This window comes from Cupriavidus sp. SW-Y-13 (assembly GCF_009793345.1).
Classification (GTDB): Bacteria; Pseudomonadota; Gammaproteobacteria; order Burkholderiales; family Burkholderiaceae; genus Cupriavidus.
Window position 1 is genome coordinate 2,486,457 of the sequence record NZ_WHLX01000002.1, and the last position, 19,288, is coordinate 2,505,744.

Sequence of the window (19,288 nt, forward strand, 5' to 3'; positions counted from 1 at the left end):
GAAAATTGAAAATGGGAAAACTAGATATTTTGTGCGATGGTAAGCTAATTTATTATTCTGACGCAGAAAGCAATGTGAAGTGGAAAAATGTTGCGCCGACTGTCGAGAAATGGGAATCCCTCGGTGGTAGTTCACAAGATATTAAATCGTTAGCGGAAGGAATTTTTCTTTGGTTGAATGGCATGAGCAATGAAGAGGTGACCGTCGTGTTTTGTCCGTATAAAGGATTGGACTTCAATTTGGTTTATTCAACCTTAACAGGAGAGCTAATACGAATTCACGAGGCTCGCTAGTATATTTTCAATGTATTGGTGTCATGGAATACCGCAAGAAATTCTGGGGCAGACTGTTTGAATGCACGATCTGCCGAGCAGTTGATTCCCGACACTCGTAGGCAGACTATCATTGCCGACGGTGGCATCCTGAAGTCACTTAGGGGATCGGTCTCGCCGTACGCCGGCCGTCTTCTGTTCGGTACACAGGGCGGCGCAGCGACGGGCCTGCAAGACGGTTCAACAAGGAAAAATGGTGCGGTTCGGCTTTGGTCTGTTCCCTGAGTCCCTATGTTCCAATGCCCAACTGCGGGTGGCTGTAACCCTTCGTCAAGCCTCTGCTACGCCGATGTTCTTTAAACTGTCGCAAATCGCTATTGCCGCCTCATTCGCGGTAGGTTTTTCGGGGCTGCATTCTTCCGTGATGGCCCAGGTCCCACCATCCCCCGGCCATGCTGCTGCCCTGACCAACGCCGAACAAGACCAGCGCAACCGCCAGCAGCAGGAAGCCCGCGAACGCGCCGCTGTCGTTAACGCGCCCGCAGTCCGCGCCGAGGCAATCGCGCGCGCTGAGTATCCGGCGCTGCCAACGGAAACCCCTTGTTTCCACGTTGACCGCTTCGCACTGGAAGTCCCCCAAGATCTTCCGGCTGACCTCCAGTCTGCGGGAGCCTCGGCGTTGCCGATGGACCCCTTTGCATTTGCGAGGCAGTGGCTAGAACACTACCAAGGCCAGTGCGTTGGCAAGCAGGGTGTCGAAACCTTGGTGAAGGGACTTTCGCAAACGATCCTCTCGAAAGGCTACGTCACCACCCGTGTGCTGGTGCCCGAGCAAGACCTGTCAACGGGCACGTTGAAACTCGCGCTGATTCCCGGCGTCATCGGCGATATCCGTTTCAGTGATCCTGATTTGTGGGGCACGTGGAAGACTGCTTTCCCGACGGCACCGGGCGAACTGCTGAACCTGCGCGATCTTGAGCAAGGGCTGGAGCAAATGAAGCGTGTGGCGAGTCAGGATGTCGATATGCAAATCGTGCCGACTCCGGTGCCGGGGCGCAGCGATGTCGTCATTGCCATCAAGCGCAACAAGCCGTGGACGCTGGTGGCATCGGTCGATAACTCGGGTTCGCGTTCCACGGGGAAATGGCAAGGCAACGTGAGTTTAGGCATCGACAATCCGCTGGGGCTGAGCGACATCTTCAACATTGGCTACAGCCAGGATTTGCAGTTCAACAACAAGGAACACGGCACGCGCGGCTGGAACGGCTACTACTCGGTGCCGTGGGGATATTGGACAGCCACGCTGTCGGCTTACAGCAGCAACTACTTCCAGCAGATTGCCGGGGTGAACACCACATTCGTATCGAGTGGAAAATCCGAGAACGTGGATTTGAAGTTGCATCGCGTACTGAGCCGTAGCCAGAGCGATGTCTTCGGCATGCAGGTGCGACTGACGCGCCGATTCGGCAAGAGCTATATCGAGGATACGGAGCTTCCGCAGCAGCGCCGCAACAACACGATCGTCGAAATCGGGATGACGGATCGGCACTACTTCGGGCAATCGCAACTGGATGCGACGCTCTCGTTCCGTCAAGGCATCGGGGCGATGGGCGCGCAGCCCGATGCGCTGGCCGCAGACGGTGGCCCCACATGGCGCTTCCGCATGGCCGTCCTCGACGCCAACCTTTCGGTCCCCTTCAAGATTGCCGCGCAGCCATTCCGTTACGTGACAACAATCCGCGGCCAGTTCACGAACGACCGTCTCTACTATGTCGATGACCTGACCATCGGCAGCCGATACACCGTGCGAGGCTTCGATGGAGAAAGCCTGCTGGCGGGCGAGCGCGGATTCTATTGGCGCAACGAGTTGCAAGCACCACTCGGTTCAACCGGCCAGGCCCTTTACGCCGGCCTGGACTATGGCCGAGTCTACGGTCCAGCCACGGCTGCGCTGGTAGGCACTCAATTGGCCGGTGCAGTCATCGGCGTTCGAGGCGGCGTGGGTTCGCAGAAATTCGGCGGTGTCTCGTATGACGTGTTTCTGGGAGTGCCCGTGTACAAGCCGGAGCAGTTCCACACGGCAGGGGTGACGGGTGGGGTGCAGGTGGTTTATCAGTATTAGCGATATCGGCGGCGACGCCAATGGCTGGTTCATCGGCACTGGGCAATTCGTTTAGTGCGTTGCTTCCAAAATCGATGGGTGCAGCGGAGAATAAAATTATCAAAATTACTCCGGGCCGATGTAGACAGCAATTGAGAAGGATTTGAGCAGGATATAAAAGTCATGACTACTGATCGGAAGAAGCTGGCGCAGATCACGCTACCGGTAGCGCAGTACTTGTACGATCACGGCACAAATAGCCTCCCGGGTGCACCAAATTCCGTTAACAAACTTCTCGACAATCCTAGTTTTAGCAATGCTATTCAAAAAGGTCTTACTAAATATCTCGGAGCGAAGTGATGAAGCTCAACAATGAGATGCAGCGCCTACTAGTGAGTTCTCCAGTAACCCGCGAGCTCACTTCTGAATTGGTGTCGATAGCAGAACGAGGATTTCAAGTCGTCGGAGACTGCTATCTTCTGGCTTCTTTGTTTGAAAGAGAAATAAACGTTAGCCGGAGAGACTTCAAAGACGCTACAGGGTATGAATGTTTCATTAATTCACTTCATATCTAAGATTACGATGAAACATTTCCTCTACCTCAAGCAATCCAATTCATACACTGCATCTTTCAAGTCTGGAACAAATTCACAAGTCTCGTTCTCGTCGCCGCTCTTTCCGCTGACGAACTTTGCGTTGTTGTGAAGTTCCACGTAAAGAGAGATGGGGAAAGCTGGCTGAGTGCCGATCTTGAAGGCTACATTGATGCAACGATGTTGATGAATTCAACCGAGGACGTGAAAGGAGCTATTAGTGCCGTTGCAGGTCCATCAAAATCGAAGAAATAGCTCACGAATCCACGTCGTTTTATTCGAAGATCGATTTGCGCGATGCGCAGCGTTGCTCTGCTGTTCCGACTTCGAAGACTCCAGTACGTACGGAATTTCACTAGTCCGACAACCTTCTGTGGCGCGTAAGTAGGGGCACGAGACTACTTCGGTGCTATACGACCTACTTTTCCCTTCGCCTCATTTTGGTGTTCCGCTGAGCGAATGAGTTTCCACCCCGAGACCGCTGGCCATCATCAAGTCATGCCGCTTGTCCTTAGCGCAAACGGCAAGCCCATTCAAGACTATACGAATCATGCCTTTTTACACCTTCGCAAAGTCGCTCCGGAGCGTGGCGCTTGCCATGTTTGGGTTCATCGGCGCCAGTGAATCACTGGCGTCCTCGGGCGACGGGACGTTCCAAGTTCATCCCATTACCGACTCCGTGCTGATCAATCGAAGCCGATTGTCGATACAGCAGATACCATTGGGGCAGTAGTTGGTGGAATATTGCCCAACCCGCTAAAGATTGTTGAAGGACTCGGGGCGATCTTCAGTAGCGGGAATGACGCACCCAAGTACGCGCCGAGCCCGAAACACGACGTTGGCGGATGGGGTATGCCCATGGATCTAGAGGATTCAGCAGCACAGCAAGTGCTGAATAATTCCGTGCAAGGCGGAAAGCAGAGTTACGGCGTTTCCGATGGGAGAGTGTATGAATTCCAGCCTGATAATGTTGGGGGATGGCATGGCTATCCAGTTCCGGGCAATGAAGTTCCGACAAGTGTGTTGAGAGCGCTATTGCAGCGCGGTGATATTAATAAAGCCGAATATGGAAAACTTATCAAGGGGAAGTGATGAGCGAACTGAATCTTGAATTCTCCCTGTCGCAAAATAAATCCGCAACAGATTTGGGATTCCCAGCAGGAAACCGCGTGGGTCAGATTGTGCTATCTGTTCTCGACAGTGGGAAAAGTTATGTCATTTTGGACGTCGAATGGAATCTTGATGAACTGGTAGGTTGGTTTAAGGACAATAAGTCCCACATGGAAAAAGAATCTCTTCCAACGTTTGTTCAATGGTGTGGATCAATTCACAGGTCCATTGAGACTACGTATGAGAACTTCGATGCCTATCTAGATGAGCAACTGGACGAGCTGTTCGAATACAGGCGCCGTCACGAAATCTGCTTTGGAATGCGGGGAGTGAAAATTCCAGCAATCTACATAGGGATTGGCGAATTAGGTTCGGAAGTGTCGGGTGAGCGCAACGGCGTTCGGTTTTGCTATGCTGTAGATCTGAAAGCTTTCTTAGGAAGGCTGGCGAATTGACTATCGAAGAACACAATGCCCTGTGTCCGTATCCGTACGATATGTTCGAATTCTTGAAGCCTCTTGTCCGCATCCCTTCGTCAACCTTGCGTCTTGGATTGTTCGAAAATGGTTTTTTTCCAGTCAATAATGACCTGATATTTGAAGCCGAAAAGAAGCTCGGCTATGCGTTCCCAAACGAATTGCGCACTTTCTACGTTGGAATCGGCGAGGGAAGATTGCAGTCAGGGGAAGAAGCCCGCTTTTTTTCACATTCACATAATTCCGTGATTCACCCGACGGATATACCGAAATTGTTCGACGGAACATGTGAATGGATGATGCCGTACACTGAAATCCAACCTGACGTTCTCCCATTTTTCGATCGGGACCTCGATCTGTTTTAGTGTCTCCGACCCCGCAGTGACAACCCAAATGCCGTCTACTGGATGTGGGGTGACAGAATCTGCGACTCGCTAATTAAGTTCTTTCAGCGGCTGATGGTGGATCCAGATTGGTTTAATCCGCCAAAAAGCCGATCGACAGAGCATTGACTGTAGCCAAGCCTGCCAAGGCCACGGTCGAGTAATCTCATCATCCTAATCATTCGTATGCTGCAATGGGCATGACTAACCCAGATTCGACTGAATTCAAGAGGAATTAGCGATGTCATCGCGCGTCGGGTTTCACGGGGGTAGTTCGATTTTCGAGCTCGGCAACCCCGCAGATGTAGCCTTCTTTTTTCGCTGCATTGAGTGTTTCGTGGTACAGAAGTCTCCAGCTGCGGACTGGAGCATTGTCTCGGACCGGCTGTACAAACGGTATTTGAGACAAGAAGAACTAGAGGTCGCGATTCGACTAATGAAGAGCGTCCAAGAAGTCTTCGGTAGCCTGCCGGGTAGTGCGCCACTAGATGAAAATTCATTAATCGACGAAGCTGGCAAAACACGATTGAATTGGTCATTGCCAACGCTTTCGGATGTTTTTTGTAAATACTTCGAGGGGCTCGCTTATTGTGTGGAATCCGCTAATGGTTTTCTCATGGATTGGGCACTATACAAACCGGTCAGGATTGTAAAAACGGATCTACCAGACTTCGCCGCCGATAAGAAGCGTTCATTAGCAGAATACGACGGACTCGGGCCAGATGAGTCTCCTTTTTGGATGCGGTGAAGCAATAGCCCAAGGCACTCGCAGCGTTCCATGCAATCGTAGGTTGCGCTGGCGCGTCGGCAGCTGGGCGGAGTGAGGCATCCCCTTACACAGAACACTATCGGCTTCACTAGCCATTTCTGGGGCGAGGAGGCCAACCGAAAAAATCAGGTTTATTGGAGACTGAAGACTGCCGTGCAGAAACTGCGACGTAACGAAATGTCTGAAGTGATATGCCAGCTCTCTCGGCATCTTGATTTCAAGATTGATTTGCCTGGAAATGTTTTCAAAGGTTACGATTTTGATTTCTTTTTTTTTGAAAGGCCATTATTTGACTTTTCGGAAGTTTTTTTCAAATTGATAACGGAAAATTTTAGAGTTTTTGATAAGAAAATGTATGTGAAATTCTCAGGAGAGGAGTTGCTGGAAGATTCTTGCCTGATTGTTAATAAAAACGATGTGAATTCGACTGTAGAAATCGTTGAAAAATACTTTTCAGATTTCATGGGCGGGAAAGTTGGTTACCCAATAATTTTGTTCAACGCTGCGTTCGATTGGATTTCTTTCGAAAGTTCACGGGAGGAGATAGGTGTTATAGCTGTAAAAAAATCGACGAAAAAAAATGAATTTATGTCTGGACTTGAGTCTGATTTTATTTCGATTTATTCACTTTTGAAAATGCGATCTGGATCTGGAGCGGAAAGCTTGACCGCGAGATCATTTCTTAGGTCGTATGCTTTAGCCTCATAAAGAGATTTGCAAAGGTCCTGCCTGATCCACTTTGCCTCGATGCTCATCAAACCTTCATATGTCTCCACTGCGATCTCACTCGCGTCCGGCCTTCTGAGTTTGTCATTTCAAGCAACTGCGCAAACCAATGCCGCCCTAACCAACGCCGAACAAGACCAACGCAACCGCCAGCAACAGGAGGCACGCGAACGCGCCGCTGTCGTTAACGCGCCCGCAGTCCGCGCCGAGGCAATCGCGCGCGCTGAGTATCCGGCGCTGCCAACGGAAACCCCTTGTTTCCACGTTGACCGCTTCGCACTGGAAGTCCCCCAAGATCTTCCGGCTGACCCCCAGTCTGCGGGAGCCTCGGCGTTGCCGATGGACCCCTTTGCATTTGCGAGGCAGTGGCTAGAACACTATCAAGGCCAGTGCGTTGGCAAGCAGGGCGTCGAAACCTTGGTGAAGGGACTTTCGCAAACGATCCTCTCGAAAGGCTACGTCACCACCCGCGTACTAGTGCCGGAGCAGGACCTGTCATCGGGCACGTTGAAACTCGCGCTGATTCCCGGCGTCATCGGCGATATCCGTTTCAGTGATCCTGATTTGTGGGGCACGTGGAAGACGGCTTTCCCGACGGCGCCAGGCGAACTGCTGAACCTGCGCGATCTGGAGCAGGGGCTGGAGCAGATGAAGCGTGTGGCGAGTCAGGATGTCGATATGCAAATCGTGCCGACCTCAGTGCCGGGGCGCAGCGATGTCGTCATTGCCATCAAGCGCAACAAGCCGTGGACGCTGGTGGCATCGGTCGATAACTCGGGTTCGCGTTCCACCGGGAAATGGCAAGGCAACGTGAGTTTGGGCATCGACAATCCGCTGGGGCTGAGCGACATCTTCAACGTTGGCTACAGCCAGGATTTGCAGTTCAACAACAAGGAACACGGCACGCGCGGCTGGAATGGCTACTACTCGGTGCCGTGGGGATATTGGACAGCCACGCTGTCGGCTTACAGCAGCAACTACTTCCAGCAGATCGCGGGTGTGAACACCACGTTTGTGTCGAGCGGCAAGTCCGAGAACGTGGATTTGAAGTTGCATCGCGTGCTGAGTCGCAGCCAGAACGATGTCTTCGGCATGCAGGTCCGACTGACGCGCCGATTCGGCAAGAGCTATATCGAGGATACGGAGATTCCGCAGCAGCGCCGCAACAACACGATCGTCGAACTCGGGATGACGGATCGGCACTACTTCGGGCAATCGCAACTGGACGCGACGCTCTCGTTCCGTCAAGGCATCGGGGCGATGGGCGCGCAGCCCGATGCGCTGGCCGCAGACGATGGCCCCACATGGCGCTTCCGCATGGCCGTCCTCGACGCCAACCTCTTGGTCCCCTTCAAGATTGCCGCGCAGCCATTCCGTTACGTAACCACCATCCGCGGCCAGTTCACGAACGACCGCCTCTACTATGTCGATGACCTGACCATCGGCAGTCGATACACCGTGCGAGGCTTCGATGGAGAAAGCCTGCTGGCGGGCGAGCGCGGATTCTATTGGCGCAACGAGTTGCAGGCACCACTCGGTTCAACCGGCCAGGCCCTTTACGCCGGCCTGGACTATGGCCGAGTCTACGGTCCAGCCACGGCGGCGCTGGTAGGCACTCAATTGGCCGGCGCAGTCATCGGCGTTCGAGGTGGCGTGGGTTCGCAGAAATTCGGCGGTGTCTCGTATGATGTGTTTCTGGGAATGCCCGTGTACAAGCCGGAGCAGTTCCACACGGCAGGGGTGACGGGTGGGGTGCAGGTGGTTTATCAGTATTAGCGATAGCGGCGGCGATGCCAACGGCTGGTTCATCGGCACTGGGCAATTCGTTTAGTGGGTTGCTTCCAAAGCCGATGGGTGCAGCGGGAAATCAAATTATTCCGGGGCCGATGTAGACAGAAATTGAGAAAGATTTGAGCAGGAGAAAAAATCATGACTACCGAACGGAAGAAACTGTACCGTAAATTCTTAATCGGCTATGTCGGGTGTTTTTCGTTGCCGCTGTTTGCACTGATATTTAGTCTTGCACAAGGAGCGAGTTGGAGGCCAGTTATCGTTGGCATGCCGGTCTACTTGATATTTCTCGCAGGGATAACCTATCAGTTCGCTAAAGAATTCAGCGCACTGCGTCGAAAGGAGCGAGGTGAGTCGGATCTACCGAAGAAGAGAGGCTATTGGGAGAGTGATTGAGTAGCGCAAACGACCGCCGCCTTTACCAAAGCTGAGCAAGATCAACGCACCCTCCAGCGGCATTATTAAAAATGGAAATGCTATTTTGATCGGAGGATAAGATGTCAATCATGATGGTATTTGAGGCTGAGGCCGGGATCTCAGAAGTCGATTTTAGAAAAGCTTTGGTCTCATCTGGTGTGAAAGATTTTTATGTGAATGGTCGCAGTATAAGAGGGAATTTTCCACTCTCTAATATGTATTTTTCATTTCAAAGTGAGAGTATTGAGAAATCTAAAATTAACGCCGAGGGCTATGAAGGGAATTGGGTCGTAGGGATGCGGTGTATTTTTGTTTACGTCATCGAAAACCTTGATGAATGTCGGAGACAATTAAAAAATTTTTTAGTGGAAATCTCCAGAGTTTCCGCCGCAAATTGGGTGCTATCTTTTCAGTACGAATCAATTTACGCGACTCGAGACGATCAAGGAATTCGGCATTTTTTGGAATTTTGAGTGGCGCTGGTAGAAGTTCTTGGATGCGAGGGTCTTGCACGTAGTCGGAACGACAGCGTCGTTAAGCAGTACCCGGAAACAAGCTGGCAACTGCTTTGGAGGATGATGCGGACCCTGCGATCAGCTAGTTAGTCCATTCCCTATCAACACACTCGTCCGGCGAACACCAGAGTCCCGCCTGGCACTTGTATCGTCCATGAACTCGTCGCTATTTGCCAGGAGCGCGTCACTTGCGCTTGAACTGTTCCTAACCCCGTTGTTTGCGCTGGCACAGGTCCCACCACCGTCCGGTCAGGCCGCCCTGACCAACGCCGAACAAGACCAGCGCAACCGCCAGCAACAGGAGGCACGCGAACGCGCCGCTGTCGTTAACGCGCCCGCAGTCCGCGCCGAGGCAATCGCGCGCGCTGAGTATCCGGCGCTGCCAACGGAAACCCCTTGTTTCCACGTTGACCGCTTCGCACTGGAAGTCCCCCAAGATCTTCCGGCTGACCCCCAGTCTGCGGGAGCCTCGGCGTTGCCGATGGACCCCTTTGCATTTGCGAGGCAGTGGCTGGAACACTATCTAGTCCGATGCGTTGGCAAGCAGGGCGTCGAAACCTTGGTGAAGGGACTTTCGCAAACGATTCTGTCGAAAGGCTACGTCACCACTCGCGTACTGGTGCCCGAGCAGGACCTGTCAACGGGCACGTTGAAACTCGCGCTGATTCCCGGCGTCATCGGCGATATCCGTTTCAGTGATCCTGATTTGTGGGGCAATATCTCGGAGCGAAGTGATGAAGCTTAACAATGAGATGCAGCGCCTATTAGTGAGTTCTCCAGTAACCCGCGAGCTCACTCCTGAATTGGTGTCGATAGCAGAACGGGGATTTCAAGTCGTCGGAGACTGCTATCTTCTGGCTTCTTTGTTTGAAAGAGAAATAAACGTTAGCCGGAGAGACTTCAAAGACGCTACAGGGTATGAATGTTTCATTAATTCACTTCATATCGAAGATTACGATGAAACATTTCCTCTACCTCAAGCAATCCAATTCATACACCGCATCTTTCAAGTCTGGAACAAATTCACAAGTCTCGTTCTCGTCGCCGCTCTTTCCGCTGACGAACTTTGCGTTGTTGTGAAGTTCCACGTAAAGAGAGATGGGGAAAGCTGGCTGAGTGCCGATCTTGAAGGCTACATTGATGCAACGATGTTGATGAATTCAACCGAGGACGTGAAAGGAGCTATTAGTTCCGTAGCAGGTCCATCAAAATCGAAGAAATAGCTCACGAATCCACGTCGTTTTATTCGAAAATTGATTTGCGCGATGCGCAGCGTTGCTCTGCTGTTCCGACTTCGAAGACTCCAGTACGTACGGAATTTCACTAGTCCGACAACCTTCTGTGGCGCGTTAGTAGGGGCACGAGACTACTTCGGTGCTATACGATCTACTTTTCCCTTCGCCTCATCTTGGTGTTCCGCTGAGCGAATGAGTTTCCACCCCGAGACCGCTGGCCATCATCAAGTCATGCCGCTTGTCCTTAGCGCAAACGGCACGCCCATTCAAGACTATACGAATCATGCCTTTTTACACCTTCGCAAAGTCGCTCCGGAGCGTGGCGCTTGCCATGTTTGGGTTCATCGGCGCCAGTGCATCACTGGCGTCCTCGAGCGACGGGACGTTCCAAGTTCATCCCATTACCGACTCCGTGCTGATCAATCGAAGCCAATTGTCGATACAGCAGATACCATTGGGGCAGTAGTTGGTGGAATACTGCCCAACCCGCTAAAGATTGTTGAAGCACTTGGGGCGATCTTCAGTAGCGGGAATGACGCACCCAAGTACGCGCCGAGCCCGAAACACGACGTTGGTGGATGGGGTATGCCCATGGATCTAGAGGATTCAGCAGCACAGCAAGTGCTGAATAATTCCGTGCAAGGCGGAAAGCAGCGTTACGGCGTTTCCGATGGGAGAGTGTATGAATTCCAGCCTGATAATGTTGGAGGATGGCATGGCTATCCAGTTCCGGGCAATGAAGTTCCGGCAAGTGTGTTGAGAGCGCTATTGCAGCGCGGTGATATTAATAAAGCCGAATATGGAAAACTTATCAAGGGGAAGTGATGAGCGAACTGAATCTTGAATTCTCCCTGTCGCAAAATAAATCCGTAACAGATTTGGGATTCCCAGCAGGAAACCGCGTGGGTCAGATTGTGCTATCTGTTCTCGACAGTGGGAAAAGTTATGTCATTTTGGACGTCGAATGGAATCTCGATGAACTGGTAGGTTGGCTTAAGGACAATAAGTCCCACATGGAAAAAGAATCTCTTCCAAAGTTTGTTCAATGGTGTGGATCAATTCACAGATCCATTGAGACTACGTATGAGAACTTCGATGCCTATCTAGATGAGCAACTGGACGAGCTGTTCGAATACAGGCGCCGTCACGAAATCTGCTTTGGAATGCGGGGAGTGAAAATTCCAGCAATCTACCTAGGGGTCGGCGAATTAGGTTCGGAAGTGTCGGGTGAGCGCAACGGCGTTCCGTTTTGCTATGCTGTAGGAGGGAAGATTGCAGTCAGGGGAAGAAGCCCGCTTTTTTTCACATTCACATAATTCCGTGATTCTTTCACATTCACATAATTCCGTGATTCACCCGACGGATATACCGAAATTGCTCGACGGAACATGTGAATGGATGATGCCGTACACTGAAATCCAACCTGACGTTCTCCCATTTTTCGATCGGGACCTCGATCTGTTTTTGTGTCTCCGACCCCGCAGTGACAACCCAAATGCCGTCTCCTGGATGTGGGGTGACAGAATCTGCGACTCGCTAATTGAGTTCTTTCAGCGGCTGATGGTGGATCCAGATTGGTTTAATCCGCCAAAAAGCCGATCGACAGAGCATTGACTGTAGCCAAGCCTGCCAAGGCCACGGTCGAGTAATCTCATCATCCTAATCATTCGTATGCTGCAATGGGCATGACTAACCCAGATTCGACTGAATTCAGGAGGAATTAGCGATGTCATCGCGCGTTGGGATTTACGGGGGACGGTTCAATTTTCGAACTCTGGCTGATTCGCTTGGCAAGGGCACTTCCGAAACCGAGAGCGCGAGATCCGCACTTCATGCAATCGTAGTTCACTCCGCCGAAAATGATATCCGGCGGGTTAATAAAATTGCAGTGAATATGACTACATTGAATAACTTAATTTTGCTTCAAGTTGTGAGCGTAGAGGAGCTTATCCGGCCGGCGGCTGGAGAGGACGCGCAGCTTAAGGAATTGTATGAAGTCAATTTGGCTCCTGTCCTTGATGGAATAAGAAGTGGCGCCGTTGCTCCTCCCAGTGATGCATTGACCGGGTATTGGTATTACTTTTCTCCAGAAGGTCCTTGGGATTTGTGGTCGAGATTTCCATCGATATCTGAGGCGGTAGCGAAATTAATCAATCTACTTGAGATTGATGGTGACGATCAATTTCGCGCGTATCTTCTTCGGAGAAATATGAAACATGATGATGAGTACTGAAGACATTACGCGCCGGCTACTTCTCGCCATGCAGACAGCCTTGCTAGGAAGGATCAGCCCCAACATACGCGCCATAAGCTGCGAATTTGAAGGTGGGGACGTCAAAATGAAGGCCGTCTTTGATGGTCCGATCTCGGATGTCGATCGTGAGATGATGGACGAGGTCGGGACAGAGGTGGCTTCGCACTTTGAAGAGGCATCCGTTGAGGCGGAGTGCGTAAGACTCGATGCCCCGCAAACTTATCGAGACTGTATGCTTGCTTGGTACGTGTATTTGCGTAAGGAGTAGCCAATACACTGCTGACTTGGCATCCATTGGCCTGCAGCATAGGCCTGTGGCACACATGCATGCAAAGATCCGAACCCGGCCGTGTGAAGCCGGGTTCGTCGTTAGAAGTTGGCGGACTTGCAGCGTGGTAAGAGCCAGGAAGAGCAGCAGCGCCTAGATGACCCTAGCTATGCAGAAAAGCAGCGTGGCCAGCAATACACGGCTGAACAGGCGCAGCTGAAATCCACGGGGATGTATCAGTATGACCCGGTAGCTCACACCGTGCGGGATCTTCAGACACGCGAGCTGAACTACGTTGGCAACGAGTTGAAGAGTGCTGGTCGAGGCGCGAAGAACTTTCACGCAGGCACAGAAGGCGAAAATTTACCAGCAGAACCTAGAAAGAAACGGTGGAGTGCTAAGATCAGATCTTGACGGCCAAGAATTGGTGACGCCAGAGAAAAGTCAGGCGGGGGTTACTCCTCCCCAAAATGCTGCACAGATCGACCATATTGTGCCGAAGAGTCCGGCTGATCCCGATGTTGCCAGAGGCAGTAATCGCTACAGCAATGCGCAAGTGCTCTCTCGTGAGTAAAACCGAGCGAAGTCAAATAAATAGCCCATGAGCCTAGAAAGCTGGCCCTTTGGCGATCAGCCAAACGTAGCGGTCATCGTCAATCGAACGATTGTCACGGAGCACGCTTGGATTGCGTACGTGTCGCATGATAGCGATGATGGGGCATGGCAGTTTTACACCAGTCAGACAGAGCCAGTAAGCGAGTCCGATGCGATGCTCGTTAGTCTGCGATGCGTTGTAGAGATTGATCCAACTGTGCAGCAGCTTTCTGATCTGCCATTGGGGTGGCATGCTTGGCGCGACTCTGCTAGCGCCCCGTGGACAAGGGCGAAAATAGCAAGCTAACAACCTGAACCCGGCCTCGCTGCCGGGTTCTTCGTTTCTATGGCTGCTGTTGCGGTCCTGCCCGCCACGCGAGGCCTGCGGCGATGGCTTCCTCGCGCGTGGGGTAAGTCTCGCTGGGGCCGCTGGTGATGTTGTCAATGCGAACCCACGACTCCCACCGGCCGTCCTTGCGCCAACTGGGCACAGCGGCAACGCCGTTGCGGCGGCGAGCGCATGTGCTGCCAATCCTGTTCTTTGACTCAACAACGCAGGCATTACTACCGGAGAGATTGTCGCTGGCGGAGCCATGCCGGCCGGAACGGGAGCGGTAGTGACCGCAAGTGCAGTCGGCTCGCTCGTGGAGGGAGAGGCCGCCGCTCTAAGGCGCCTGGCGCAGAATCCAGCGGGGCCGACGTTGACGGGCAAGGGGTCGGGGACAATCCTTCAATTGCAATCTCAAAGGAAGATTGACGAACTTGCTGCACAGTTCAACAATCCCGCAGTCCAACCAAAGGATTTTCAAATAAGTTTGGATGGAAAGGTATTGAAAGCGGACCCGGAGGTCAGCTTGGGCGCGCCAGTCTATGCGGGAGCCACAACGGCCGACGTGATGAGCTACTTCAGAAAACTGGCTGGTGTCGACGAGATACCAACAGTAAGAACGGTGGCGGGAAAAGGCGATGTTTTTTCGGCAACCACGGAATCCGGTGCAAAGATAACGCTACGTAATTTTTCGACATCTGGCCAGCAGAGTGGTGCATCGTGGACCATTGATGTAATCGATGCATCGATAAATAGCGGGCGTCGGGTGGAGATCAAATTTAAATGAAGAATGATGAACTGATTGAACGCGTCCGTCGTAGTGCATTTGGGCTTTCGATGGGTGCCATCTGGCAACATATGACGGTTGGTCTAGAGTCCGAGGGGATCTGTGTGGACAGGACTGCGATGTTTTTTTCCATACTGCGAAGCCTCATGTCGGCAGGAGTTGTGAGGCTCGGCAGTGGTGGCATCATGCTTGCCGGAAGCGAGGAGGATCAGCTTGCCCTGCTCAGGGCTTCGTGGCCCACGGAACCCAACGAGGATGATCTTGATGGCTTTGGCATGTGGTTTCTAGCTGATGCGCCGGCTGGCGTTGTCTGGGTTGACGCGAACGGAGCGGAGGTATGGACTTAGATGGTCCATGAACATCTTAACTTTCCCAACTGAGCGATCGCCATGTGCGAGCTGTTCCAAGCTTATAAAAATGTTTGGTGATAAATATCAAAATAAGCGTTTACGACAATAATGGTGCGATTGTGCGCCGTCGATGAGGTTGGAGATGGAAGACAGGACAAGTTACTGTGAAATGAAAGCTTGGCTTCTCGAAGCTTGCCGTTATCCGTGATGGCGCAGGTCCCGTTGCCTTCAGGTCAAGCCGCCGCCCTGACCAACGCCGAGCAAGACCAGCGCAACCGCCAGCAATGGGAAGCCCGCGAACGCGCCGCAGCGGTGAATGCCCCTACAGTCCGCGCCGAGGCAATCGCGCGCGCTGAGTGGAGGTCCGCCGGAAGATCTGTGGGGACTTCCAGTGCGAAGTGGTCAACGCGGAAACATGGAGTTTCCGTTGTCAGCGCCGGATACAGTCGGCTGGCGCGTCCACTTTTTTTGCCGATGGACCCCTTTGCATTTGCGAGGCAGTGGCTAGAACACTATCAAGGCCAGTGCGTTGGCAAACAGGGCGTTGAAACATTGGTGAAGGGCCTCTCGCAAACGATCCTGTCGAAAGGCTACGTCACCACCTGCGTACTGGTGCCCGAGCAAGACCTGTCATCGGGCACGCTGAAACTCGCGCTGATTCCCGGCGTCATCGGCGATATCCGTTTCAGTGATCCTGATTTGTGGGGCACGTGGAAGACTGCTTTCCCGACGGCGCCAGGCGAACTGCTGAACCTGCGCGATCTTGAGCAAGGGCTGGAGCAGATGAAGCGTGTGGCGAGTCAGGATGCTACGCCAACGTGAGGGGGTAATCCGGGATTCTCGCGGGCGATGGTAGCTTCGACATTCACGTCAAAGGACACAAGCGGTGTCAGTCCGATGATTCCGCAGCATGAGATTGCCGGGCTGGGCGGTGGCAATGCTCATGCGGGTGCGGTCGGGGCGGGCTTGTCTTCGCTGGCGGCCGACAAACTGGCGTCAGTGGGCCCCGGAGTTAGTTCGACGAATGGGACGATTATCAAACTAAAGTGAGTCTGTCGTGGAAAATGAACTCTTGAAAACCAAACTTCGCGGACTCCATTTTGCGATGGATCACATGTCTGACGTCGTCAAGAAGATTCGTCACAACCGTGACAAGATTGATTTGTCAGCGTGTTACGGTAGTCTTGCCGCCGATAATTTGATAATTGGATTTTTTAGGTATTTTGTCGAGGGAAACGTTGATGATTTCAAACAACATCTCTACACGGCTTGCCAACTAAAATTGGCGGAATTTGAAATCAATAGTCATCAGCGATTCGAAATCGGGTACGAGATACTTTTTGCACTTTTTTCTGATTCGCCTGCCATGATCAGGGCTGTGGCAAACTTTGAATCGAAGGAATTTGTTGATTCGTGTGAGAACCCTATTCGTCCGCAATTTAGAGTGCATATGTGGCAGCTGGCACTGCGAGGGGAATACGTCGCACTGGAAGATAAGATACGCCGGCTTGCGAAGAATGGCCGCAAGCCGGAGCGAACGCTTGCTTCGGAAGGAAGTGACTTTTTCTCATTGCTAATCAAGAATAGCAAACCGGATCTGGAAGCGCGCATAAAAGAGGATGCCAATGCTCAGAATGCGGACGCCATTACGGAGGGCTATATCTCGTTTCCGGCTGCCTTGGAGGCAAAGCTGTGCTGGTATCGAGGTATACAGGTAGGAGTTGATCATCCTTTGGTGCCGATGGAATTGATGCCAATCCTTCCACTCGAACATTATGCTGAAGTCTACGATTTTCTCTCGCCTAACTATGTGCCGTCATCCCGTGGTCTTATTGGAAGGCTGTCTGATTTTTTAAAAATCTGACTCGCCGTTAGGTAGCAAACATGTTGCTCGATAATGGCTATCGTCTGGTGGATGACGGGGCGACCAAAGGGTCAAGCGGTAATAGGTATGCTGTCGCGTATATCAGCCAGAATGCGGATAATCTGTTCACGGTAACGGTGCCTGAGCGGTGTGGACAGTCTCCGGATAGCATTATCGATGCACGCAACCAACCTAGCATGAGCCCCGATATCGCTCAGCGCGGAGTGAGCCGTGCATACTCGGCAGATTCTAAATCTGGCGTAAAAATCAAGAGTATTACGCTTATCACTTCCCAGAGAAGCGTGTACGTTCCGAGGTTACCACAATGACAGCAATGATGACTGGCTATCCGACGGAAAGCGAGTTGCGTGAAAGAATGAAACGTCAACTCGCGAGGCGGGGGGGCAACGGAGAATGTTGCACTGCTGTGGCATGGATATTTATCTGGCTTATTGGAATGGGGGCTAATTGAATTAGTCGTATTTGATCGACTTAGCTCCTTGCTTCCAAAAGTCGGTCGTAAGGAGATCGTAGAATTATCGATGGATGAGTGTATTTCGCCCGAACTTGAACGCGAAATCGAGGAATCAATGCGCAAGCCTCAGTAACGCCGAATCCGGTTAAGAAGTCGGGCGCGGTATCGCGGGGGCATCTTGGAACATTCGGTTCGATTTCCGGGCAATCCGGCAACCAAAGACGTTATTTCGCGATCTATGGCAAATGACAGGCGCGGTCTCATGGTGCTTGGTTCGGTGGCGCCAGCTATTGCGACTGGCTGGGTTCACTTGATAGCAACGTTAATTTTGCTGGAGCACAGATAAATACAACTAGGCAAGGGAATGGTCAGCTCACAGAGCTAAATTCTCTGCTGCGTGGTGGCGCATTACACGCGCAATTTTTGATTCCTCCGGCTGAGCGCCTGGAACATTTGAAGCCCACTACGCTGCCGCGGCAACTTGGATATTAATCATGGAAAAAATATGCAGCGTCCTTGAGATATGGGACACAGGTGCAACCTCCTCTAAGGAAGAGCGTGAAGCGGCCAGCGATAGGATGCAGTGGTGGGATGACTTCTATGCTCGGACTGGTGCGAGAAAGATTGTAGGGACACGATGGACTTATAAAGGGATAACATACGAAGATAAAAATCGTCCAGTACCGGTCCCCGACATGTCTGGGCTGGTTTACGCTGCTCCCGACTTGAAGAGTTGGACCGTTTTAAATCCGGACGGTACACGAAGATTTTGTATTGCCGTCCCAAAGCTCAGTGAAAATTCTGTTCCGCAGAACGGCGAACTTGGCATTCCGAAGCACATGAAAGGAGACCCGACTAACGTAATGTATGGAGAGGGTAGCGACGGTGATAGATGTGATTGCCGATTCATGTTTGATATGAACAACGGGGAATTAGTCAAGGTTGAATTCTTGGGTAAACACTGGTGAAAATAAACTTCCATCTGCGCCAGCGCGCTCTTCCCTATCACGGGTGACTCAGGCTCCATCCTCTCCAATGTTCTAAGGAGTGCAAGCGGCGTACCCTGCGTTTCCTTGTTTGAAGCAGACGAATGTCGATGCAGGGTCTGTATTCGGTACTAACAAATGAAGCTTAAATCTATCCTAATTATCGCGAGAGGCATTCTCTCACCCTGGATACTTTACGCCATCGCTTGGTCGCCAAAGATCTTGGGATTCAACGTGGATGCGAAGCAACTGCATCTCGTATTTCTATTTTGTCTCTACTTCATGCTGGGGCTAATCGCAATTGGATTCGTAGGTTTCGTACTGAGGGTGTTGCATCGCGCTAATTGTAAACGTTGAAATTTTTCCTTGGCATCCTCTCATTCTCCATAATGCCGATGTCAAAAAAAGCCGGGCGATGGCAGGCGTACCTATTACCATTCTCATTCCGGCAATCCGGGGCAGGGCTGCATGCGTAGAAAAGGACAGGCAACGTAGCTATGAAATTGAAAAAACAAAACTTAGAAATTTCATGCGACGGAAAGTCAATTTGTTATTCTGATAAAGAAAATAATTTAATATGGAGAAATACTGCGCCGAGTCTTGAAAAATGGAAGTCGCTTAATCGTGGCTCGCAAACTATTGAATCTTTAGAGAAGGGAGTCTATCTTTGGTTGAACGGAATAAGCGCGGAGGAAGTAATCATCGTATTTCGTCCATATAAAGGGTTGGACTTCAATTTGGTGTATTCTGCATTAACCGGAGAGTTGGTGAGAATCCACGAGGCGCGCTAATAGACTTAGTGTGCCACGGTAGGGATCGGAAACCTGAAATTCGCGATGTTGAAGCGGAAATCCAATATCCCCCTTCTTCCAATTAGCCGAATTTCCGTGCAGAGATCATCATCCCTCGCCCCATGACCCCCCGGCATGCCTGCCATGAATGCCAGTCCATGGCGTCCGACGCATCTGCCTTCCATACTGCGTAGTTTCCAAAA

23 protein-coding genes and 1 pseudogene are annotated in these 19,288 nt (G+C 51.7%); all 24 read left to right on the forward strand.

The features are described from left to right. Positions 1-11: 11 nt before the first annotated feature. The 24 genes and pseudogenes from GA566_RS26550 to GA566_RS26665 all read left to right on the forward strand — a co-directional run bounded on the left by GA566_RS26550 (position 12) and on the right by GA566_RS26665 (position 19,085). Positions 12-293 (forward strand): hypothetical protein, encoded by a 282-nt coding sequence (locus tag GA566_RS26550; RefSeq protein WP_160474493.1) that lies wholly within the window; start codon positions 12-14, stop codon positions 291-293. Positions 294-696: 403 nt separating this feature from the next. Further along, positions 697-2,394 carry a ShlB/FhaC/HecB family hemolysin secretion/activation protein gene (locus GA566_RS26555; RefSeq protein WP_237380683.1) on the forward strand — a complete coding sequence of 566 codons (1,698 nt, stop codon included), beginning with the start codon at positions 697-699 and terminating at the stop codon, positions 2,392-2,394. Positions 2,395-2,556: 162 nt separating this feature from the next. Further along, positions 2,557-2,733: a hypothetical protein gene (locus tag GA566_RS26560; protein ID WP_160474495.1), complete on the forward strand. Its 177-nt coding sequence runs from the start codon at positions 2,557-2,559 to the stop codon at positions 2,731-2,733. A 1,091-nt stretch (positions 2,734-3,824) separates the two neighbouring features. Then, the gene (locus tag GA566_RS33020) at positions 3,825-4,058 is read left to right on the forward strand and encodes a hypothetical protein (RefSeq protein WP_202126869.1); all 234 of its coding nucleotides are present in this window, start codon (positions 3,825-3,827) and stop codon (positions 4,056-4,058) included. Beyond that, complete coding sequence (locus tag GA566_RS26570) at positions 4,058-4,531, forward strand: hypothetical protein (protein WP_160474496.1); 474 nt, start codon at positions 4,058-4,060, stop codon at positions 4,529-4,531. The genes GA566_RS33020 and GA566_RS26570 overlap by 1 nt, the downstream gene beginning before the upstream one ends. Next, on the forward strand, positions 4,528-4,917 hold the full coding sequence (locus GA566_RS26575) for a hypothetical protein (RefSeq protein WP_160474497.1): 390 nt from the start codon (positions 4,528-4,530) through the stop codon (positions 4,915-4,917). Before GA566_RS26570 ends, GA566_RS26575 begins: the two co-directional genes overlap by 4 nt. 259 nt (positions 4,918-5,176) lie before the next feature. Beyond that, positions 5,177-5,683 (forward strand): hypothetical protein, encoded by a 507-nt coding sequence (locus GA566_RS26580; protein ID WP_137928616.1) that lies wholly within the window; start codon positions 5,177-5,179, stop codon positions 5,681-5,683. 174 nt (positions 5,684-5,857) lie between these two features. Then, positions 5,858-6,412, forward strand: a complete 555-nt coding sequence (locus GA566_RS26585) for a hypothetical protein (protein WP_160474498.1) — start codon at positions 5,858-5,860, stop codon at positions 6,410-6,412. 39 nt (positions 6,413-6,451) lie between these two features. Beyond that, positions 6,452-8,206, forward strand: coding sequence for a ShlB/FhaC/HecB family hemolysin secretion/activation protein (locus GA566_RS26590; protein ID WP_160474499.1), 1,755 nt, complete (start codon positions 6,452-6,454; stop codon positions 8,204-8,206). Positions 8,207-8,359: 153 nt separating this feature from the next. Continuing rightward, the gene (locus tag GA566_RS26595) at positions 8,360-8,617 is read left to right on the forward strand and encodes a hypothetical protein (RefSeq protein ID WP_160474500.1); all 258 of its coding nucleotides are present in this window, start codon (positions 8,360-8,362) and stop codon (positions 8,615-8,617) included. A gap of 101 nt (positions 8,618-8,718) precedes the next feature. Next, a complete protein-coding gene (locus GA566_RS26600) occupies positions 8,719-9,111 on the forward strand; it encodes a hypothetical protein (RefSeq protein ID WP_160474501.1) in 393 nt (130 codons plus the stop codon). 196 nt (positions 9,112-9,307) lie between these two features. Then, positions 9,308-9,898 carry a ShlB/FhaC/HecB family hemolysin secretion/activation protein gene (locus tag GA566_RS26605; RefSeq protein ID WP_160474502.1) on the forward strand — a complete coding sequence of 197 codons (591 nt, stop codon included), beginning with the start codon at positions 9,308-9,310 and terminating at the stop codon, positions 9,896-9,898. Continuing rightward, positions 9,888-10,376, forward strand: coding sequence for a hypothetical protein (locus GA566_RS26610; protein ID WP_160474503.1), 489 nt, complete (start codon positions 9,888-9,890; stop codon positions 10,374-10,376). The genes GA566_RS26605 and GA566_RS26610 overlap by 11 nt, the downstream gene beginning before the upstream one ends. A gap of 204 nt (positions 10,377-10,580) precedes the next feature. Further along, on the forward strand, positions 10,581-11,213 hold the full coding sequence (locus GA566_RS33025; RefSeq protein WP_202126870.1) for a hypothetical protein: 633 nt from the start codon (positions 10,581-10,583) through the stop codon (positions 11,211-11,213). Further along, complete coding sequence (locus tag GA566_RS26620; protein WP_160474504.1) at positions 11,213-11,704, forward strand: hypothetical protein; 492 nt, start codon at positions 11,213-11,215, stop codon at positions 11,702-11,704. The genes GA566_RS33025 and GA566_RS26620 overlap by 1 nt, the downstream gene beginning before the upstream one ends. 410 nt (positions 11,705-12,114) lie before the next feature. Then, positions 12,115-12,621, forward strand: a complete 507-nt coding sequence (locus GA566_RS26625; RefSeq protein WP_160474505.1) for a hypothetical protein — start codon at positions 12,115-12,117, stop codon at positions 12,619-12,621. Continuing rightward, complete coding sequence (locus GA566_RS26630; protein ID WP_237380685.1) at positions 12,605-12,910, forward strand: hypothetical protein; 306 nt, start codon at positions 12,605-12,607, stop codon at positions 12,908-12,910. The genes GA566_RS26625 and GA566_RS26630 overlap by 17 nt, the downstream gene beginning before the upstream one ends. A 313-nt stretch (positions 12,911-13,223) precedes the next feature. Then, the gene (locus GA566_RS26635; protein WP_160474506.1) at positions 13,224-13,484 is read left to right on the forward strand and encodes a hypothetical protein; all 261 of its coding nucleotides are present in this window, start codon (positions 13,224-13,226) and stop codon (positions 13,482-13,484) included. Positions 13,485-14,121: 637 nt separating this feature from the next. After that, the gene (locus GA566_RS26640) at positions 14,122-14,619 is read left to right on the forward strand and encodes a hypothetical protein (RefSeq protein WP_160474507.1); all 498 of its coding nucleotides are present in this window, start codon (positions 14,122-14,124) and stop codon (positions 14,617-14,619) included. Then, positions 14,616-14,966 carry a DUF596 domain-containing protein gene (locus GA566_RS26645; RefSeq protein ID WP_137926626.1) on the forward strand — a complete coding sequence of 117 codons (351 nt, stop codon included), beginning with the start codon at positions 14,616-14,618 and terminating at the stop codon, positions 14,964-14,966. Before GA566_RS26640 ends, GA566_RS26645 begins: the two co-directional genes overlap by 4 nt. Positions 14,967-15,437: 471 nt before the next feature. Continuing rightward, positions 15,438-15,782 (forward strand): annotated as a pseudogene (locus GA566_RS33390) (POTRA domain-containing protein); the annotation flags it as partial. A 244-nt stretch (positions 15,783-16,026) separates the two neighbouring features. Next, the gene (locus GA566_RS33395; protein ID WP_160474509.1) at positions 16,027-16,833 is read left to right on the forward strand and encodes an Imm49 family immunity protein; all 807 of its coding nucleotides are present in this window, start codon (positions 16,027-16,029) and stop codon (positions 16,831-16,833) included. A 969-nt stretch (positions 16,834-17,802) separates the two neighbouring features. Further along, positions 17,803-18,276, forward strand: a complete 474-nt coding sequence (locus GA566_RS26660) for a hypothetical protein (protein WP_160474510.1) — start codon at positions 17,803-17,805, stop codon at positions 18,274-18,276. A 515-nt stretch (positions 18,277-18,791) separates the two neighbouring features. Further along, on the forward strand, positions 18,792-19,085 hold the full coding sequence (locus GA566_RS26665; RefSeq protein ID WP_160474511.1) for a hypothetical protein: 294 nt from the start codon (positions 18,792-18,794) through the stop codon (positions 19,083-19,085). Positions 19,086-19,288 lie beyond the last annotated feature (203 nt).

Excerpts from the sequence above, each read along its gene's own strand:
- GA566_RS26660 (WP_160474510.1), top strand. The coding sequence starts at position 17,803 with ATGGAAAAAATATGCAGCGTCCTTGAGATATGGGACACAGGTGCAACC.
- GA566_RS26630 (WP_237380685.1), top strand. The coding sequence starts at position 12,605 with ATGATGATGAGTACTGAAGACATTACGCGCCGGCTACTTCTCGCCATG.
- GA566_RS26590 (WP_160474499.1), top strand. The coding sequence starts at position 6,452 with ATGCTCATCAAACCTTCATATGTCTCCACTGCGATCTCACTCGCGTCC.
- GA566_RS26560 (WP_160474495.1), top strand. The coding sequence starts at position 2,557 with ATGACTACTGATCGGAAGAAGCTGGCGCAGATCACGCTACCGGTAGCG.
- GA566_RS26610 (WP_160474503.1), top strand. The coding sequence starts at position 9,888 with ATGAAGCTTAACAATGAGATGCAGCGCCTATTAGTGAGTTCTCCAGTA.
- GA566_RS26570 (WP_160474496.1), top strand. The coding sequence starts at position 4,058 with ATGAGCGAACTGAATCTTGAATTCTCCCTGTCGCAAAATAAATCCGCA.
- GA566_RS26620 (WP_160474504.1), top strand. The coding sequence starts at position 11,213 with ATGAGCGAACTGAATCTTGAATTCTCCCTGTCGCAAAATAAATCCGTA.
- GA566_RS33025 (WP_202126870.1), top strand. The coding sequence starts at position 10,581 with ATGAGTTTCCACCCCGAGACCGCTGGCCATCATCAAGTCATGCCGCTT.
- GA566_RS26555 (WP_237380683.1), top strand. The coding sequence starts at position 697 with ATGGCCCAGGTCCCACCATCCCCCGGCCATGCTGCTGCCCTGACCAAC.
- GA566_RS33020 (WP_202126869.1), top strand. The coding sequence starts at position 3,825 with ATGGATCTAGAGGATTCAGCAGCACAGCAAGTGCTGAATAATTCCGTG.
- GA566_RS26645 (WP_137926626.1), top strand. The coding sequence starts at position 14,616 with ATGAAGAATGATGAACTGATTGAACGCGTCCGTCGTAGTGCATTTGGG.
- GA566_RS26580 (WP_137928616.1), top strand. The coding sequence starts at position 5,177 with ATGTCATCGCGCGTCGGGTTTCACGGGGGTAGTTCGATTTTCGAGCTC.
- GA566_RS26550 (WP_160474493.1), top strand. The coding sequence starts at position 12 with ATGGGAAAACTAGATATTTTGTGCGATGGTAAGCTAATTTATTATTCT.
- GA566_RS26625 (WP_160474505.1), top strand. The coding sequence starts at position 12,115 with ATGTCATCGCGCGTTGGGATTTACGGGGGACGGTTCAATTTTCGAACT.
- GA566_RS26600 (WP_160474501.1), top strand. The coding sequence starts at position 8,719 with ATGTCAATCATGATGGTATTTGAGGCTGAGGCCGGGATCTCAGAAGTC.
- GA566_RS26595 (WP_160474500.1), top strand. The coding sequence starts at position 8,360 with ATGACTACCGAACGGAAGAAACTGTACCGTAAATTCTTAATCGGCTAT.
- GA566_RS26605 (WP_160474502.1), top strand. The coding sequence starts at position 9,308 with ATGAACTCGTCGCTATTTGCCAGGAGCGCGTCACTTGCGCTTGAACTG.
- GA566_RS26665 (WP_160474511.1), top strand. The coding sequence starts at position 18,792 with ATGAAATTGAAAAAACAAAACTTAGAAATTTCATGCGACGGAAAGTCA.